Origin of the sequence: Kiloniella laminariae DSM 19542, assembly GCF_000374005.1 — a bacterium.
GTDB lineage: Bacteria > Pseudomonadota > Alphaproteobacteria > Kiloniellales > Kiloniellaceae > Kiloniella > Kiloniella laminariae.
In genome coordinates, this window is record NZ_KB893169.1 from 116,782 (window position 1) to 132,678 (window position 15,897).

Consider the following 15,897-nt stretch of genomic DNA (forward strand, 5'->3'; position numbering starts at 1 on the left):
GCCCCGCCAACCGGCGCGGGCGGTGTTTTCTTGACTGGTCATCACTGAAGCGCCCCCCGGCCAAAGTGACCTTTGGGCAAGACAAGCAAAAGCTCGCCTTTTTCGTCTATTGTATGTTCAAGCCGGAGCTGGCTGAGCTTCTTGTTTTTTAGTTCACGTGGATAGTTATTGACGTGGATACGGTAAAAGCGGCTCTTGGCCTGCGCCTTCAGTTGCCAGCCTTTTTTCTGATCAGGGATCACCCTCAAATAACCCTTGTCCTCACCCTCGCCCCAGGAAAGGCGAAGCTTTGACCCCTCCTCCAGACCAAGTTCATCCACAAGCTGCCGCCCAAACGAAAAGACATAAAGCGCCTTGCCCGAAGATGTGATCTGGGAGTAAAGCGCCACACCGTCCTCTGAGCAGGTTGAAAACTGACTGCCTTCTGGCAGATATTCAGAAAAAGACATAACCCCTCCGGTTCACCTATGATTTTATGAAGTTTTGAACGGCCTGATCCAGATCAGGACAGGGGATTAAGCGCCGCAGCTGGTTTATCCCCCGATATTCGAGCGCGCCCATCTCGCAGAGCTCTGCAATTGACCGCTGCACCACCCGTTTCGACCAGCCAGATTTTATTTCAATCTCTTCATTGCGAGCACCCTCGCCAAGGAGACAAATCGTTTCAAAAATATCACGGTGACTTTGAGCCAACTTTTTTCGTTCACGAAACACTTACAGCCTCCCGCTTCTCGATCAGATCAACCAAACCTGAAGGCAACACAATTCTAAGCGACCGCCGCCCCTGATCCTGATAATCCGGCTGGATACTATGATTAACCGGCGACGCCCTGAATGTTCCCTTGCGCATGAATTTAGGAACCCGCAGCAAAATGCGCTTACCGCCCTTTGGACCGACATCAGAAACAAAAAAAGGACCACAAGGATCAATGAAAAGCTGTAACGTCTTATCGGGCTGCGAGTAACAAACCCGCACAGCATCCCCTGAACGAATTCGCAAAGCTTCAGCTGCGCTTTCGTTCAAAGTGACCGACAATGACGCCAGACTTAAACAAACCTTGACCACAGAATTTTGCACTTTTTGAGAAACAACTTTTTCAGGCTGCATCGCTCCGCGCCTCCCTGATTAAACGATTGAGATCGCGCCAATAATTTACGGGCTCTCCGGTCAGTTGCTCAAATCTGTTCAGAAACAGCTGCAACGTCTGGTCACGGCTTAGATACGCGATCTTGGCCCTATAGGGGTTTTTATAGGTAACGGGCCCGTGCATCAGATCACGCTCTTCGGTCGCCCTAAGCCTCAGATCCACCTCCCGAACTTCTGGTGACATTTGAAAAGGCACACCCCACCGCTCGGCGATAACCCGACAGACCCGGCCCTCTATTTTTTCAAATTCCGGGCATTCGCGCTTGATGGGCGCTATCAGATCGCAGCCCATCAAACCTTCCGTGGCATCATGAAGCAATGCCTCCAGCTCAAACCCCTGAGCAACTCGTAAACTCGCCTCTAAAGAATGCCGAAGAACAGAATATTCCCCCGCGACAGCCCCACCCCAACGATTAATCAGTGACAGATGATGAGCAATCTCGACAATCTCGAGATCTTCAGGCTTCAACCGGCTCAATGACAGGAAACGCCCGGAAACCATACGAACTAATGGCATATTACCCCCTGTTTCGGTTTAATGTTGAATAGTCGCGAGCCGGGGCACAGCACCACCAGGCACAAGAACAGCCTCAAGGAGATCTGCCGCCTGACGGACAAAACCAAGCGCGGACCTGATAGCAACTTCCAGCACCAGCCTTCTATCAGTCGCACGATCAAGAGCTACCCCCGCAAGCCGGAGCTGACGCCCATACTCTTCATATAATGGGCAACCGGCACCACTTCGCGCCGCCTCAACATCCATCGACACAGATCGCACAAGCACCGCAAGATCCTTCCTCGCCGGATTGGACATCTGCTCCAGCCGGGACACCGAAACGCCCATGCTCTCCGCCAGCCATTCATAGCCCAAACGGCTACAGATTCGGGTAAACGCCCCATGAAAGGAAAGGTCTTTACGCTGATAAGCCATAGCTCCCTCCGAAAGTTCCGCAAAAACGGAATTGCCTGAAATTCAGGTTCACGTAAAATGAACCCATGAAAAAACAACCAACAACGCCAACAGATAACGAGATCATCCTTTCTCATCTCCAGACCTTGAGAGATTATCGAAAGGCAAAGCCGATGCTCAGCCCGTCAGTCGGGACAGCCCTCGACTGGGCAATCACCACCCTCACCGACCTCAACAGCCACCCCGGAATCAATAAAAAATGAGAAAATAACCGCCTCAGCCTTCTCGATTGACGTTAAAGACACACCGCCCCCACGCCTCAAACGGCTGACCCAGCCGTGACCGGAACCAATAGCCAAAGAAAGCCGACGGTCGTTGAGACCGCCACTGTCTTGATAATGGTCAATGAACTCTATGAGATTTTGTCGCGTTGTTTTCATAAACCAGATATTGGATCTTTTTTGATCCAATATCAAGAACTTTATTGATCCAACACAAATGTCAAAAAAGAAGCTATACTTGACGGAATACGGAAAAGAATTATTCCTGACGCCACACAATACAGGCGACCTGACAATGGACCTTCACGAAAACCTTAAATCTAATATAGAGCGCTATCTCGACAGCAAAGGCCTGGGTAAAAAAGCCTTCGCCAGAGAAGCCGGGCTCAAAGAACAGGTCGTCATACGTATCCTAAATGACGTCACCGCCAATCCCCGTGTAGATACGGCAGCAGCCCTCGCCAGATGCATCGGCACATCAATAGATAAGCTTTTGGGGATTGATACCATTGACCAACCTGCCGATCCCATTCTCTATATTGATATGGGTGCAGCCTTCATCAACACTCTCAAACTCGAGAATATTGACCTTCACCCCAAAGACCAGATGAAGATCCTTCTTGAAATACAGAAGATGTGTAATGAAGAGAAATACCGCCAGCAACCAGAGCTGATTGTTGCCGAGACAGGTGGCATGATTCGCATGATATCCAATAAAGACAACTAGAGCGATATATTCCTGCGCACAATACGCTTTACAACCTTAGATACCATATCCATACTCCTCCAGCCCGTAGATTCGCGGGTAGGGGACTCCCTACCACAGTCATCCCCAGAAGCACCGTCATGCTCAAGACACTTGTCTTCCCGACTGGTGGTTGTCGACTCGACCACCGCTCAAGTCCTGACAGACAAAGGTCTCGGCGTCTATATACCTCCAGTAGGCATATAGCGGACGGTTTCACACTGTTTTAGAAGTGATTCTGGTGGAATGATAGATAATTACAAATATTTTACGAGCCTCCTGCGCGCAGAAGTAGCATCCGACACACCAATGGCTGACATTGCCCCTTGCAACGTCCCTCAAGCCGGGACCGCATCCAGCCGGGAAACCATCCCCACAACCGCCGACTTTAAATCAGAAAACAGCCCCGCGATTCCCTCGCACAATAGTGCGCGCGCCCTGTTTCAGACTTACCAAAGAATAAGCGCAAAATAAAATAGATCATTTTTGATCCATTTTTATATTGACGGACCATTTATGATCCATTACCGTCTCCTTAACAACAAAGGAGGCGATCATGCCAAACGTCATTTTTTTTGATGATGCCTATAACCTGAAACTTCTCAAACAGGATGATCTGGACAAAGCAACAGCAAACACAATCGCTGATAACGGGCGACCTCTAGGGCCGTGGCTCCTGCTGACAACTGTGCTGCTAATCGCACAAGCCTTCGCGTCATCCAATGTTTTTGGCTCAGACGACCCGGCAGCGATCCGCACACCCCGCCCAGGACAATCCAGGAGCGTTAGGGGCTCAGCGAACGGCGTTCGCACAAATGTAAGACCAAGCAGGAAGGAAGCACAATGACCCCCTTCCCTCACACCCTTCCCCAAAATGACACCAGCCAAGAAATGATTGAAGTGAGCCTCTACCTCCTCAATCAAAAATGTGGCGAGTGCTCTCCCAAAGACCTCGAACACGCTGGCTTCACCCCCGACGAAGTAGATCGGCATTATAACGTCGCGATACTGGAAGCCCGCCGCCGCTATCGCCTGACCAAAGTGGAATAGATCAATGAAAAATTTGACACTTGAACTCAGCCGTCAACCGCGCGGATCTGGTCTTAAAATAGTTGCGATTGAGAGCAACAGAACCACTCACATTATCGCCGATTTCAAGGACAACCCCAACGGCGAAAAAGATGCCAAGACGGTTCTCAAGCTGCTGAGATCCATACCGATTTTAAACAAAATAAATCGAGACCTCACCGACATCACCAACATTATCAACGGAGACGGCAAATGAGCAACAGCTTCACATCCTATTGCATCCGCCGTCACGCTGAAGCGGTCAAAATAATCACCGACACCACAACCACGGCACAGCTTCGAGCAACAGCATGGCGCTTTCTGAAGCAGTACAGGAACGACGAAAGGTTGCCTTCATGACACTTGCCGAACGCATTAACAACCGCTGCGCTGAACTCGATATCAAACCGACTGATCTTTACAAATTTGCGGGAATTGCCAGAACCAGCACCCAGGAAATTTTAAGCGGCAAAAGAGCGATGCCGGGAGCCGATAAACTGGCCGCAATCGCCAAAGCCCTTAACACCAGCGTTAACGCCCTGCTTGAACTGGAAGAGCACCAACAAACAGAAGCCACTCCAGGCAACCTCTGTTTTATCGCGCCAATGGACATTCTGCCGAACCCGGCAAACCCCAGAAGTGCCATGAACCCGGAAAGCCTCGAGGAACTCGCAGACAATATTTTACAACACGGCTTAATGCAAAATCTGGTTGTTTGCGATCAACCGGACAAAAATGGCAACTTCCTGCTTATCTCCGGACACCGCAGACTTGCCGCGATTGAGCGCCTTCTGGCAAGAGGCCAGTGGCCCAACACCCGCCACCCCGATGGAAAGGTTCTCTGTCTCAAACAACAGGCAGATGAACAGGAACGGCTGGTCTTTGCTCTTCTGGAAAATCTTCAGCGCGAAGACCCCAAGCCCATTGATGAGGCAAACGCGCTGCAACAGCTTGTAAATTCAGGCTGGAGCACCAACAAGATAGCCGAGCAGATCAACAAAACGGTTAGATGGGTACAACTGCGCATCGCCCTGCTCAATCTAGAAAGCAGCACTCAGGCAGCAATAGCAAACGGCACCCTCAGCGCAGCCAAGGCCCGCGCTCTCAACGGCACAGACGAAGAGACCCAAAAGAAACTTGTCAAAGCCGTCCAGGACGACGACCCAAGAGCCAAAACCGAAAAAGCTCTCCGGGAACTCAGAAACAACCTTGAGACACCTGAACCTCTACCAACACCTTCAATGAAAGAGCCCGAAGGGGTAACGGACAACAATATGCCAAGTGAAATTTTGATATCTCAGGTTGTGGGAAAATTATCGGAAGATTTCACCATGTGCCTTCGCCTCTTAACTCTGGCGCTATTGGAAAGTTCATCTCAATTCCAGCTTAAACCCGGCTTGCCATCACGCATGAAGACCACTGCCGGAATGCGCGATGAACACCATACATATTTTGCAGGACAAATCGGCAATCTTTGGCATGAGTACGTATTCCTAAAGTGCCAAGACACAGAGGACGGCCCAAGCAGAGGACAACAGTTCCAAGGCCTCGACTACCTCCACCTCACCGACCTGAAAGTTCTCTTCACTCAACTCGTCGCGCTTCGCATCGGACCAGGACAGAACCGGACTGATTTCGAGTTTCTCTACCTGCTCGCCGACCACTACACACTAAGAAAAGAGCCTTCAGAATGAATACCCTGAACAACATTTTAATAGCCTGCGAGACATCTGGTGTCGTTAGGGATGCATTTTTAAACGCAGGTCATAACGCATGGTCCTGCGACATTCTTCCAAGCGACACACCAAGCAACCGACACATTCAAGCCGATGTAAGAGATGTCCTTAAAATGGAGAAGTGGGACCTATTAATGGTCGCGCATCCGCCTTGTACCCGGCTTTGCAACAGTGGCGTTCGGTGGTTAAAAACCCCACCTCCAGGCAAGACATTAGAGCAGATGTGGCAGGAACTGGAAGACGGCGCAGCCCTTTTCTCAGACATGCTCAACGCTGACGTACCTCACATTGCAGTGGAAAATCCTGTCATGCACAAACACGCAAAAGCCAGGATAAAAAATTATCAGAAACCCGCCCAGACCGTGCAACCTTGGTGGTTCGGTGACCCCTTCTTCAAGGCAACAGGCCTATATCTTAAAAACCTCCCTCAACTCACCCCAACCAACAAACTCACACCTCCCCCCAAAGGAACTGACGAGCACAAGGCATGGTCGAAGGTTCACAGAGCTTCGCCCGGCCCCTTCCGCTGGAAGGAACGAAGCAAGTTCTTCCCCGGCATAGCAGAAGCCATGGCCGAACAATGGGGAAACTCCTACATCCAGAAAGGCATCGCATCATGAAATTACTAAAACTCATTCTAGCTGCCCTCTGGAAAGATCAGGACGAACTCGACCAACTCATCAAAGAATATTTGAAAGAACAAACATGAGCCCCCTTCTCACAGCCCCCGCCTATCCGCCGCACTGGATGCGGTATCCCGAAACGAGAACCAAGACCACAAACGCGCTGTGATGGCAGTGCTGGAGGGAGTGAGATGAATAGAGAATTCTGGAAAGAACGATTGCCGATCATTGAAGAGTTCGCCAGTGGAGGAATTATTCAGGCCAAACCCGGAACTACGCCTTGGGCTGACGTGACGAACGGGGAGATTGATTTCTCATCAACCTGCCCTTTGCGCGTAAAGCCGTCCGAGCCTGAGTATCAGGACGGCATTTATGTGGGAAACCGGACAGTGCTTCTTGTTCGAAAAGACGGCTATTGGCACCATGGACATGGTCCGGCCATGTCCAAACGCGACATCAACGGGTTCAAAACCATAGAGCGCATCGGCGACTTTACCTGCAAGGCAACTGCACTGGATAAGCTCCAGGCTATGACAAACGGGTTTGTGCCGGATTGGGGTAATTCCGATCAAGGTAAATGGTACATCCAACGCAATCACCGTGTCGGCAGATACGTTGTTGTTAGGGTTATGGATACCGAACCTCTCAATATTGGTCCTTTTCGCACAGAGCGGGAGGCCCTAGCCGCCACCAAGAAGCTTGAGGGAGGTCAGGCCGATGAGTGACCTGAAACCGTGTCCGTTCTGCGGGGGTGAAGAAGAATTAATGATTGATGAACTTGATATGTCTAGTAACGCAGGCACCGTGATGTGCATGACCTGCTATGCTGTCTCGCCGGATGAAGACGATTGGAATAATGCAGTAGCAGCTTGGAACGCCCGCACCAGCCCCGAGGACGAACTTAAAGAGCGTTTTGATGACAAATGCAAAGAAGTTCTAATTCAAGCTGAAACCATCCAAAGCCAGCAGGCAGAGATTGAGCGGCTACGAGAAAACATTAAAGTCTCTCAAGACAATTTTGAAGTTTCTTGTGATCAAAATGAACATAAATCATCTGAAATTGAGAGGTTGATTAAATTCGAAAAATCTACTTTTGACACGTTAAAAAAAATGTTGTCTGAGGTACAATCCGAAAGAAATAAACTCCAAGCCCGAGTGCGGGAACTTGAGACCGAGATTGAGCGGCTAACTCCTTACCTAGAGGAGTATAAAAAAGCAGCCGAATGTTTCTGGTTGCGTAAAGATTTTGAGCGCGGACTAAAGGAGTTAATCTGGGAGCTTCAAGCAAGGCTGTCACGCTCACAGGTGGGCGCACAGGATAAAGGCCGTGAAATCCACCACCTCCAAGCCCGAGTGCGGGAACTTGAGGGGGCTTTGCGTGGCCTGCTGGATCTTATTGAGCACCCAAGTCACGATCATGACGATACTCTGCCCGAGATAATCAGGGCTAATAAGGTTCTTAATAAATTCAGGAAAGTCCTCGCCGGGGCTGAGAAAGCCCTATCCAGCACAAAGGAACTCACCCCAGACGCTTCTGATGACCAGACGGCGGGGGATCAGCTCAATGACTAAACCTGAAGAAATCATCACCGACGCTGAGATCGATGCCGTTCATGCAAACGCCAATTTCGGCGAAGACATAACCAAACGCGATGTCGTCAAGGCGGCGCTTTTGAAGTGGGCTTGCAGGTATTCCAACGGCTCCACCGCGACCCAGATCATCAAAGAACACGGGCTGATTGTCGAAAAAGGGAAGAAGCGGAAGCCCGAATTAACCGACAAAGGCAGGAAGTATTTATATGCCTCATTTGTCTTTGATAGCTTGTAGGAGGGGATGATGAGTCAGATTCAAAACCTCATAGACCGTGGCGCTCTTTTTGTAATCAACCACAGCGCGGGAAAAGATAGCCAGGCAATGACTATCCACCTCAAAAGCATCGTACCTTCTGGCCAACTAATGGTGGTTCATGCTGATCTGGGCCGTGTTGAGTGGCCCGGTGTTCAGGAGCATATACGAGAAACGGTCGGCGACTTGCTTATAAGCGTGGTCAAGAACCCGAATAAGGACCTACTTGAAATGGTCGAGCGTCGGGGAATGTGGCCAAGTGCCAGCACCCGTCAATGCACAAGCGACCTAAAGCGCGGCCCAATCGAAACATGGGTACGCCGGACCTTAAAAGCCCGACCTGAATTCAATGGCCTTGTGGTCAATTGTATGGGCATGCGTGCAGAAGAAAGCCCCAGTCGAGCTAAAAAGACTGCCTTCAAATTTAACGAACGAAACAGCAAAGCGGGCCGCGAATGGTACGACTGGCTTCCGATCCACAACTGGACGACCGAAGAGGTCTTTAAGTGTATCGCAGATGCTGGACAAAAGCCGCACTGGGCATATGAAAAGGGAATGTCCCGCCTGTCCTGTTGCTTTTGCATTTTGGCATGTAAATCAGATCTTCGCCTCTCCGCAAAGCTGAACCCCGACCTTTACAGAACATATGTGAATCTGGAACGAAAAATCGGACACACCTTCGCCCAGCCACGTAAAGGGCAACCAACTGTTTTCCTAGAGGAAATCACGGGCATCAATTCGGTACACTTGGAGGCCGCAGAATAACCATGTCCTCGCCCCGTCATTCACTCGAAAAACTGGAGGAACTGCGCATCCTTGCCGCTCAAGTGGTAACACTTCACGGCGAGAAGTATCTCCCTATTTTCGAGAGATTTGACGAGGAGATAGAAAAAAGAAAATCCACAATGAGCAGAGTGGCCATGATAGCTTCGGCAGCTAAAAACCCTTAAGATCTACACATAAAAAACGGCTTCTTTGATCCATTTGAGCTTTTGCTCCATTGTCGATCCCACCCCGTATTTCTCCCGCGCAAATTTATGCCCCATCAAATCAGCCTGCGTTCGCTCCGGCGCTTCCGCAGCTGTTAAAGCATCCTGGAAAGTATGCCTTAAAGAGTTAAGCGTGTGGTTGATTGACGGGAGGAGTTTATGTTCTCGGAGGTATGAGCCTACAGCCGCAGAACAGCTTGACGGCTTCCCCTGATACCGCGTGAAGCCCTTGGGGAAAGCTTTGAAAGCCTCGAGCGCAGATCCGACAATCGGCAAATCCCTTTTCCTGTAACGGGTCTTGTCTTCACCTCGCACCTCATTCGGCTTGAGCTCGATATACGGAATTTCGCAATCCAGATGAATATCCTGAGACCGCAGACCGATCAACTCGGACAATCCCGCGCCGGTTGACGCAAAAGCCCAGACGATCATTCTGGCCTGGTCATTCAACGTTAATAACGCCTGACGATTTACCAGGAATTTGGAAACATGATCCCGCTCAAACGGCATTTTGATTTCATGCTGGTCCTCTGACAAAGTGAGACCAGAAAATATACCCGGTGTAAGCCCAAGCCTTAGATAGTCGTTCAAATCATCATAAATTTTCTTTAATGACCCGATATCCTTGTTGGCGCTATCCGGCTTCAAGCCCTCCGAGTCAAGCCGATCAATCCACCATGACCGAAGATCCAGCGCATCGTTGCGCGTCGTTTCATCCAGCCCCTTGTCACCAACAAGCGCAATCAAGTTATTTACAGCCTTCAACCGTCGGTTTTTCCACCGGCGAACCTGATCCGGGTTCTTGTTTATCAAGTCCTTTTTAGACAACTCGACAAAACGCTCAAAAGCGTTTGACCAGGTGAATTTTGGCGAATCAACAGCCCCAAGAACCGATGACACCACAGCTTTATTCTTAATCCCCGTCTCCTGAAGGACCCGCATACGGCTAACCAGCTCATCCAGCTTTCCCGCCGCCAGAACATCCAATGGCACATACTGCACACCGTGCCGTCGCGCCAAAGCTATTGCCGCCTCATATCTGGTTTCAATGTCAGGATCTGTATGAGCAAGTCCTTCCCGCCACTTCGTTTCCGTAGCAGCATTGACAATATCGGCCCGCTTGAGCGCGACGTCATAATCACGGGTCTTTAAAGACACAACAACCCGCCCCCTCGGATCAACCTCCGAATATTCTTTCGGGATTCGACGTTTATATTGATAGCCGTGAGGGCGAAGAATGATGTATTGCTTTATCATGTTGGCGCATAATAATTTGGGTGCTAAAAATCACTTAGCACCCTGATCAATTAATCACAAGCACAGTAATCAAAATCGGTACACAAAACGGTACACACGCACGACGCAGGATTTTATCATTTTTATTTACAATCAATAACTTAGTTTATTATATTTTTACTTTTCAATCCTGGTCCCGGATCCAAAAACTCCTTTTAAAAATTGCGACCTGAGCTGTTCTTCCGGACGCATTCTGTTTTTTCATTTTTGAAAAAGTCTCCGACCAACTCTCTTATCTGGTTTCCGTATATAAATTCTGTTGACGGGTTTTTATGAATTTGTTAATTCTCACATATGAGATAATTTACCATATATGAGAATTTATGACCTCCAATATCACCGACAAGCTTGCTGAACGCTTGAAAGCCCTGCGGCTGGACCGGGACTGGTCGCTGGATGATCTGGCCGGAAAAAGCGGGTTGAGCCGGGCGACACTGTCCCGGCTGGAGAAGGCCGAGGTCAGCCCGACGACCGAGGTTTTGGGCAAGCTCTGTTGCGCCCATGGTCTGACGCTGACCCGGTTGCTTGCCTCTGTTGAAAGCCAGTTTCAGCCTGTGATCCGGCGCGGGGACCAGAGTATCTGGAACGATCCGGAACAGGGTTATGAGCGTCGGGTAGTCTCGCCGCCGTCTGCAGCGCTGCAGGCAGAGATTATCGAGGCGACACTGGCGCCGCACAGCCGGATTGCCTATGACAGCCCTTCGGTGCCGGGGCTGGAACACTATCTGGTCATGCTGTCCGGTTGTCTGTCCATCACCGTAGAGGGACAAACCCACCATCTGCAAAGCGGAGACTGCCTGCGCTATCAGCTGTTCGGGGCGACAGAGTTTGCCACAGGTAATACCCCCGCCAGCTATCTGCTTTTTCTGAACTAGGAATGTGATCATGTCTCTTTCCACCCGCATTCTGTCGCCAGAAGATTTACCCGCCTGTCAGGAACGCCTCTGCGAAGTTCTTCATGCCTGCGTCACCAGCGGAGCCTCTGTCAGCTTTATCGAACCCTTCAGCCTGGACGACAGCAGGGCTTTCTGGCAGGCCAAGGTTTTTCCTACTGTCACTGCGGGGAAACGGGTCCTGATTGTCGGACTGATAGATCAGGTTATCGCCGGAACGGTACAGATTGACATAGACCTTCCCCCCAACCAGCCGCACCGTTGCGAGGTTTCAAAACTGCTGGTCCATCCGGATTTCCGCAAGCGCGGGCTGGCCCGGGCTCTGATGCTGGCGCTGGAAGAGCAGGCAGCTTTTCTGGGCAAAACGCTGGTCACTCTGGACACCAAATCCGGCGACAAAGCCGAGCCGCTGTATCATTCTCTCGGCTACAAAACCGCAGGCTCCATTCCCGGCTTTGCCCTGGATACCACAGGGGAACTGCTGCACGCCACAACCTATATGTATAAAAGCCTGACCTGACATCACGGTCTCTCTTCCCCCTTGATTCACAATAAACTTCTTCAAAAGAACAGCTATATTGCGTAGGCTGATGATATCTGTGGGCAAGTTTGTCCCGCTGCCGTCCACGAGACCTATGCAAGTGAGAAACCCGTGCCCCAAAGAGAAGACTTTACCGATCTGCTCAAGTCTCTGATCCGCCAGCCGGCTGTGGTCGGGGCCGAACACTCTTTTTTCCGGGTCCTGCAGCGCGAGCTGGAAGAGCGCGGGGCCAAGGTCACCTGGTACGAAGGTTTGCTGGTGGCCCAGGGCAACAGGCCCAGCTCGGCTTTCTTTTCCGCCCATATTGACCGTCACGGACTGATCTGTACCGGACCGAATGAGTTTCAATATGCCGCCTTTGTCGCCGGAAACCGGTCTGACCTGCTGGGCAACTCGGTTTCGGAAAAGCTGATGATGAAGATCGTCGACCGTTTCAAGGCTGTTGAAGTCATGGCCTATGAACCCTGGTCTGGCGCCTATCGTGGCAAGGGAGTGATCACCAATGCCTATGTCTGTGAATTCCGAAACAACCTGATTTTTGAGGTCGAGGGGCTGGAACATCTGGTTGCCGGAACCCCGGTCGCCTTTTCCGACCGCCTGAGCCTCAAGGACGATCTGCTCAGTGGTCAACTGGACAACGTCCTGACCGCCGCCTATCTGGTTCATCTATACGGTCTTGGTTTCCAGGGTACCGCCTTTTTCACTGCCCAGGAAGAATCCGGCAGCAGCTGGCGCTTTCTGCTTGAGTGGTTTCGACGTTTCGGCGGGGCGACAGACCGTCTGGTTGTCGTCGATACCAGCCCCTACCCGGACCGGGAAAGTGCCGACCAGCAGGATGTCATCCTGCGCCGCCGGGACGCCAATGCGGCCTTCAATCCGGAGACAACAGACCGACTGGAACAGCTCTGTCTCGAGCTTGGCATCAGCTATGGCTTCAAGGACGCCTATATCGAGGAAAAGAACCTGCAGGCGGCAAAGCTTGGCAAGGAGGCCCAGTCCATTGGCAGTACCGAAATGGGCCGGATCATTGCCGCCTCGAACGGGTTTGTTCAGGGAACCACGTTACAGATTCCAACGACCGGCTATCACACCATGGAAGAATCAGCCTCGATGAAATCCTGTGATGCTTTTGTGCGCCTGCTGCTGCGGCTTGGCAAGGTTGATATTCCCGCGAGTCAGACCGACAAAACAACCGATAAGCCCTGATATGGATCTGACAGCAGCAAGGACCATTCGCAGAATTATAAAGGTCAACCACGCAGGTGAATACGGGGCAATCCGGATTTACCGGGCACAGATCTAGGTAGCCCGACGATTTTATCCAGAAGCTGTTGCCTTTCTTGAAGAAACACTGGCACACGAAATTGAGCACTGTCAGCGGTTCAGGAATGCCATGCCGGACCATCAGGCCCGCCCCAGCCGTGTGATGGCGCTTTGGGGTAATGGAGGCTTTTTGTTGGGCTTCGTGACAGCCCTGATGGGACGTCTTCAACACCCACTGGTTTCTGAAGTAGTAGCCTTCACCGGATCATCACGTTTTCCATACCTACCGTGATATGGCTTTCTACCTGGGGAGATTCGACGAGTATGGCGTGAGAATTGAAGGCTGAGCGCCAAAAAATACTTTGCCACAAAGTTCTCTGAGCGGTTTATTTAGCTTCCCTTGCGTGAATCTCTATCTACCCGACCCTGCTCGCTAGAGTGATCCAGAATGTCTGGTCGCTTTTTCCTTGAGTTCTGTCAGTTTTGACGAACCTTCTTCAAGGGTCCTGTCTTCCGGAAAACGCAGAGCCACTATTGTGCCTTGTCCAACCTTGCTGGAAAGCTGTAGCTCGCCCCCAAAGAGTTTCATAAAATTGGCACAGATATAAAGCCCAAGGCCGGTACCTTCTTCACGGCGTGACTGGGTGCTTTTTACCTGCTCAAAAGGACGGAGGACTTGTTTCAGGTCCTCTGGCGTCATCCCGATCCCCGTGTCTTCAACCCAGATGTTGATACAACGATAGTCATCAAGGAAAGCCCGCAAAACAATTTCGCCCCCCTCGCCCGTGAATTTGATCGCATTCGAGAGCAGGTTGTTCAGCAGCTGTATCACAATTTTACGATCCCCGCGCAATCTCGGAAAATCAGGGGGCAGGTCAACTTTCAGCCTTTGTTTTTTCGAAACAGCTTCGGTTTCCAGCATCCGCAAGCTTGTTTGGACCAAGAGACCGAGATCGAGAAATTCATCATTCAGATTGTATTTGCGTGCCTCGATTTTTGACAGATCGAGAACATCATTGATCAGACTCAGTAAAAGATTGCCGCTGTTGTGAATATCCCGGGCGTATTCTTTGTAACGAGGGTTATCCAAGGGACCAAAGATTTCCTTCTCCATAACATCACTAAAACCGATGATCGCATTCAGTGGGGTGCGCAGATCATGACTCATCGCCGCCAAAAACTCTGATTTTGCTTGGTTGGCCTTGAGCGCTTCCGCTTCATGGATGATTGCCAAGCGTTTGAGGAAATTTTCCTGAACACTTTGACGCCAGACGAACCAGACCAGTAGTAACGTCAAAGAGAAAATACCGATGCTGAGTTCGTCCAGTTCCCATTCTTCATGCTGGTCAACAAACTCGTGCCATTGCTCAAACAAGTCCAGGTATCCGCCGAGAAGTGTCGCAACAGCAGTCCCGATGACTACAATAAAAGCGTCATGAAATCGGCGCTGCCGCAGTTTCCGATTTGCTTCAGCCATTCGGACACTGTTGTTCGCCAGAAGCGGGTCCTCCTGCTCTTCAGTCATAAAATAGCACCATAGATGTCAGTACCTGCGGTTCCTAAATTAATGATTCTTCTTCCCTATCAAGACTGGTAATCAATTCAACTCCATTTTAATGCAAAAAGATGAACAACTATTAAAATCGGAGCAAGCTGGGGCAATCTGTCTACCTTCCTCGCGATTCCATGATTGAAACCCGATCAATCGCCCCTATATCCAAACAGAGAAAAGGGATTCACAATACAGCGGAATGACATGTTTGACGTATCAAGGCTGATGAATGAAGTACTGGGCGCAGGAGGCAATGCCAACCTGCAAAAAGGTAAGGATTATCTGTCCAAGAATTCCGGCAGTCTGGCCGGTGGTGCCATTGCTGGTGGACTGGCAGGTTATATGCTTGGATCAAAAAAAGGGCGTAAGATGGCCAAGAAAACCGTGCAATACGGTGGCCTCGCCCTTGTCGCTGGTCTGGCGTACAAAGCTTACCGCGACTGGCAAGGCGGGGTTCCACCCGCTCAAGCAGCACAACAGGCAACACATCAACATGGCGGGAGATCCCCCGCCCTTGAGTCTTCCCCGGCAGTTCCCTTAGCCCCGGCCAACTCTGCCTTTACCATCGATACTGAACAAGGCAGTTCCAGCGGCTTTGGTGCCGCACTGGTCAGCGCGATGATCGCCGCAGCGAAAGCTGATGGACAGATTGATGGGGCGGAACAGGACGCCATTTTTGGCAAGATTGATGAACTGGGGCTTTCCAACGACGAGAAAGCCTTTCTGATGGATCAGCTCAGAAAACCTCTGGATATTGATAGTCTCGTCACACTGGCCACAACCAAGGAACAGGCGGTTGAGATCTATGTCGCCTCCCTGATGGCTATCGAGGTCGATAGCCCCGCCGAGCAGGGATACCTTGGCATGCTGGCGGCCCGGCTTCAGCTGGAGCCGGAACTGGTTGCGCATATCCACAGTTCCCTCGCCGAAGCAACTTACGCCTAGAGGCATGAGGATAAAAGCCAAAGGGCAGCTCCTGGTGGAACCTGCCCTTTTTCGCAACAACA

At 50.8% G+C, this 15,897-nt stretch carries 22 protein-coding genes and 1 pseudogene; 16 read left to right on the forward strand and 7 right to left on the reverse strand.

All coding sequences use genetic code 11. The features are described from left to right. Positions 1 to 41 precede the first annotated feature (41 nt). The 5 genes from B152_RS0119525 to B152_RS26085 all read right to left on the reverse strand — a co-directional run bounded on the left by B152_RS0119525 (position 42) and on the right by B152_RS26085 (position 2,497). A complete protein-coding gene (locus B152_RS0119525) occupies positions 42 to 449 on the reverse strand; it encodes a hypothetical protein (RefSeq protein ID WP_020594137.1) in 408 nt (135 codons plus the stop codon). 254 nt (positions 450 to 703) lie between these two features. Further along, positions 704 to 1,108: a hypothetical protein gene (locus B152_RS0119535; protein WP_020594139.1), complete on the reverse strand. Its 405-nt coding sequence runs from the start codon at positions 1,106 to 1,108 to the stop codon at positions 704 to 706. Next, positions 1,098 to 1,664, reverse strand: coding sequence for an HD domain-containing protein (locus B152_RS24480; protein ID WP_157231186.1), 567 nt, complete (start codon positions 1,662 to 1,664; stop codon positions 1,098 to 1,100). The genes B152_RS0119535 and B152_RS24480 overlap by 11 nt, the downstream gene beginning before the upstream one ends. Positions 1,665 to 1,682: 18 nt before the next feature. Next, positions 1,683 to 2,078, reverse strand: coding sequence for a hypothetical protein (locus tag B152_RS0119545; protein WP_020594141.1), 396 nt, complete (start codon positions 2,076 to 2,078; stop codon positions 1,683 to 1,685). A 164-nt stretch (positions 2,079 to 2,242) separates the two neighbouring features. Then, positions 2,243 to 2,497, reverse strand: coding sequence for a hypothetical protein (locus B152_RS26085; RefSeq protein WP_157231187.1), 255 nt, complete (start codon positions 2,495 to 2,497; stop codon positions 2,243 to 2,245). A gap of 136 nt (positions 2,498 to 2,633) precedes the next feature. Between B152_RS26085 and B152_RS0119555 the strand changes: the two genes are divergently transcribed. The 11 genes from B152_RS0119555 to B152_RS0119605 all read left to right on the forward strand — a co-directional run bounded on the left by B152_RS0119555 (position 2,634) and on the right by B152_RS0119605 (position 9,121). After that, on the forward strand, positions 2,634 to 3,065 hold the full coding sequence (locus tag B152_RS0119555; protein ID WP_157231188.1) for a helix-turn-helix domain-containing protein: 432 nt from the start codon (positions 2,634 to 2,636) through the stop codon (positions 3,063 to 3,065). 574 nt (positions 3,066 to 3,639) lie between these two features. Then, a complete protein-coding gene (locus B152_RS0119560; protein ID WP_020594144.1) occupies positions 3,640 to 3,930 on the forward strand; it encodes a hypothetical protein in 291 nt (96 codons plus the stop codon). Continuing rightward, entirely contained in the window at positions 3,927 to 4,133 is a 207-nt protein-coding gene (locus B152_RS0119565) for a hypothetical protein (protein ID WP_020594145.1), read from the forward strand. Before B152_RS0119560 ends, B152_RS0119565 begins: the two co-directional genes overlap by 4 nt. A 4-nt stretch (positions 4,134 to 4,137) precedes the next feature. Then, entirely contained in the window at positions 4,138 to 4,368 is a 231-nt protein-coding gene (locus B152_RS0119570; RefSeq protein WP_020594146.1) for a hypothetical protein, read from the forward strand. Continuing rightward, entirely contained in the window at positions 4,365 to 4,511 is a 147-nt protein-coding gene (locus tag B152_RS26090) for a hypothetical protein (RefSeq protein ID WP_157231189.1), read from the forward strand. The genes B152_RS0119570 and B152_RS26090 overlap by 4 nt, the downstream gene beginning before the upstream one ends. Further along, positions 4,508 to 5,845 (forward strand): ParB/RepB/Spo0J family partition protein, encoded by a 1,338-nt coding sequence (locus B152_RS0119575; RefSeq protein ID WP_020594147.1) that lies wholly within the window; start codon positions 4,508 to 4,510, stop codon positions 5,843 to 5,845. The genes B152_RS26090 and B152_RS0119575 overlap by 4 nt, the downstream gene beginning before the upstream one ends. Further along, positions 5,842 to 6,507: a hypothetical protein gene (locus tag B152_RS0119580; RefSeq protein ID WP_020594148.1), complete on the forward strand. Its 666-nt coding sequence runs from the start codon at positions 5,842 to 5,844 to the stop codon at positions 6,505 to 6,507. Before B152_RS0119575 ends, B152_RS0119580 begins: the two co-directional genes overlap by 4 nt. A gap of 194 nt (positions 6,508 to 6,701) precedes the next feature. Beyond that, positions 6,702 to 7,235, forward strand: coding sequence for a hypothetical protein (locus B152_RS0119590; protein ID WP_020594150.1), 534 nt, complete (start codon positions 6,702 to 6,704; stop codon positions 7,233 to 7,235). Beyond that, the gene (locus B152_RS0119595; RefSeq protein WP_020594151.1) at positions 7,228 to 8,082 is read left to right on the forward strand and encodes a Lar family restriction alleviation protein; all 855 of its coding nucleotides are present in this window, start codon (positions 7,228 to 7,230) and stop codon (positions 8,080 to 8,082) included. The genes B152_RS0119590 and B152_RS0119595 overlap by 8 nt, the downstream gene beginning before the upstream one ends. Then, complete coding sequence (locus B152_RS0119600) at positions 8,075 to 8,338, forward strand: hypothetical protein (RefSeq protein WP_020594152.1); 264 nt, start codon at positions 8,075 to 8,077, stop codon at positions 8,336 to 8,338. Before B152_RS0119595 ends, B152_RS0119600 begins: the two co-directional genes overlap by 8 nt. 6 nt (positions 8,339 to 8,344) lie before the next feature. Next, entirely contained in the window at positions 8,345 to 9,121 is a 777-nt protein-coding gene (locus tag B152_RS0119605; RefSeq protein WP_020594153.1) for a phosphoadenosine phosphosulfate reductase domain-containing protein, read from the forward strand. Between the two features lie 188 nt (positions 9,122 to 9,309). On the opposite strand, the gene B152_RS0119615 is transcribed toward B152_RS0119605, so the two are convergent. After that, the gene (locus B152_RS0119615; protein WP_020594155.1) at positions 9,310 to 10,602 is read right to left on the reverse strand and encodes a DUF6538 domain-containing protein; all 1,293 of its coding nucleotides are present in this window, start codon (positions 10,600 to 10,602) and stop codon (positions 9,310 to 9,312) included. Between the two features lie 362 nt (positions 10,603 to 10,964). Here B152_RS0119615 and B152_RS0119620 point away from each other — a divergent pair, with 362 nt between their 5' ends. The 4 genes and pseudogenes from B152_RS0119620 (at position 10,965) to B152_RS26485 (ending at position 13,630) form a co-directional block, all read left to right on the forward strand. Then, complete coding sequence (locus tag B152_RS0119620; RefSeq protein WP_020594156.1) at positions 10,965 to 11,516, forward strand: helix-turn-helix domain-containing protein; 552 nt, start codon at positions 10,965 to 10,967, stop codon at positions 11,514 to 11,516. 10 nt (positions 11,517 to 11,526) lie between these two features. Further along, on the forward strand, positions 11,527 to 12,054 hold the full coding sequence (locus B152_RS0119625) for a GNAT family N-acetyltransferase (RefSeq protein ID WP_020594157.1): 528 nt from the start codon (positions 11,527 to 11,529) through the stop codon (positions 12,052 to 12,054). Positions 12,055 to 12,186: 132 nt separating this feature from the next. Continuing rightward, a complete protein-coding gene (locus B152_RS0119630; RefSeq protein ID WP_020594158.1) occupies positions 12,187 to 13,281 on the forward strand; it encodes a zinc-binding metallopeptidase family protein in 1,095 nt (364 codons plus the stop codon). Between the two features lies 1 nt (position 13,282). Beyond that, positions 13,283 to 13,630 (forward strand): annotated as a pseudogene (locus B152_RS26485) (demethoxyubiquinone hydroxylase family protein). A gap of 141 nt (positions 13,631 to 13,771) precedes the next feature. Here B152_RS26485 and B152_RS24485 read toward each other — a convergent pair. Further along, on the reverse strand, positions 13,772 to 14,863 hold the full coding sequence (locus B152_RS24485) for a sensor histidine kinase (RefSeq protein WP_020594159.1): 1,092 nt from the start codon (positions 14,861 to 14,863) through the stop codon (positions 13,772 to 13,774). Between the two features lie 231 nt (positions 14,864 to 15,094). Here B152_RS24485 and B152_RS0119640 point away from each other — a divergent pair, with 231 nt between their 5' ends. Further along, a complete protein-coding gene (locus tag B152_RS0119640; RefSeq protein WP_020594160.1) occupies positions 15,095 to 15,835 on the forward strand; it encodes a tellurite resistance TerB family protein in 741 nt (246 codons plus the stop codon). Positions 15,836 to 15,897 lie beyond the last annotated feature (62 nt).